The sequence below is a fragment of the Vibrio sp. 378 genome (assembly GCF_033339435.1).
Genome location: NZ_JAWOUO010000884.1, coordinates 1 through 581, shown reverse-complemented (window position 1 = coordinate 581; position 581 = coordinate 1). Strand labels below are relative to the sequence as shown.

Genomic DNA, 581 nt, shown 5'->3' with positions numbered 1-581 from the left:
TGTCGTTGCCATCGACCGCTGGGTCGCATTGCAGGCCAAAGACAATATCTTTATCGATTACGACCAAATACCCCAGCACGAAGTCGCGGTGGTGCTTGGTACGAGTAAATACATCGGAAAGACACTCAACACCTATTACACTCATCGCATCAATGCAGCGATCGAGCTTTATAAACAAGGCAAAGTGAAACAGTTTTTGCTTAGCGGAGACAACGCACATCGCTCTTACAATGAGCCATGGACCATGAAAGGAGATCTGCTTAAAGCCGGCGTCCCAGAAGAAGTCATCCACCTCGATTACGCTGGATTTCGGACTTTGGATTCCATCGTGCGAGCAAAAAAGATCTTCGCCTCAGAGCGTTTTTTGATAGTGACTCAACGCTTTCACTGTGAGCGCGCGTTGTTCATTGCCGATGCGTATAACATTGATGCACAGTGCCTTGCAGTAGCAGGCCCAACGGCGAACAAACAAAAAACTTCGATGCGAATTCGTGAACTGCTTGCTCGTGTGAAAGCATTTTTGGATCTCTACGTGATGAATACGCAGCCACGCTTCCTTGGCCCTCAAGAGCCAATTCTTG

Annotated in this window: 1 protein-coding gene; it reads left to right on the top strand. The window is 48.0% G+C overall.

Features of this window, described 5'->3' with window-relative positions; genetic code table 11:
* Nucleotides 1-581, top strand: a 581-nt coding sequence (locus tag R7Q48_RS29395) for a vancomycin high temperature exclusion protein (protein WP_318133891.1), incomplete at both ends; no start/stop codon positions are given.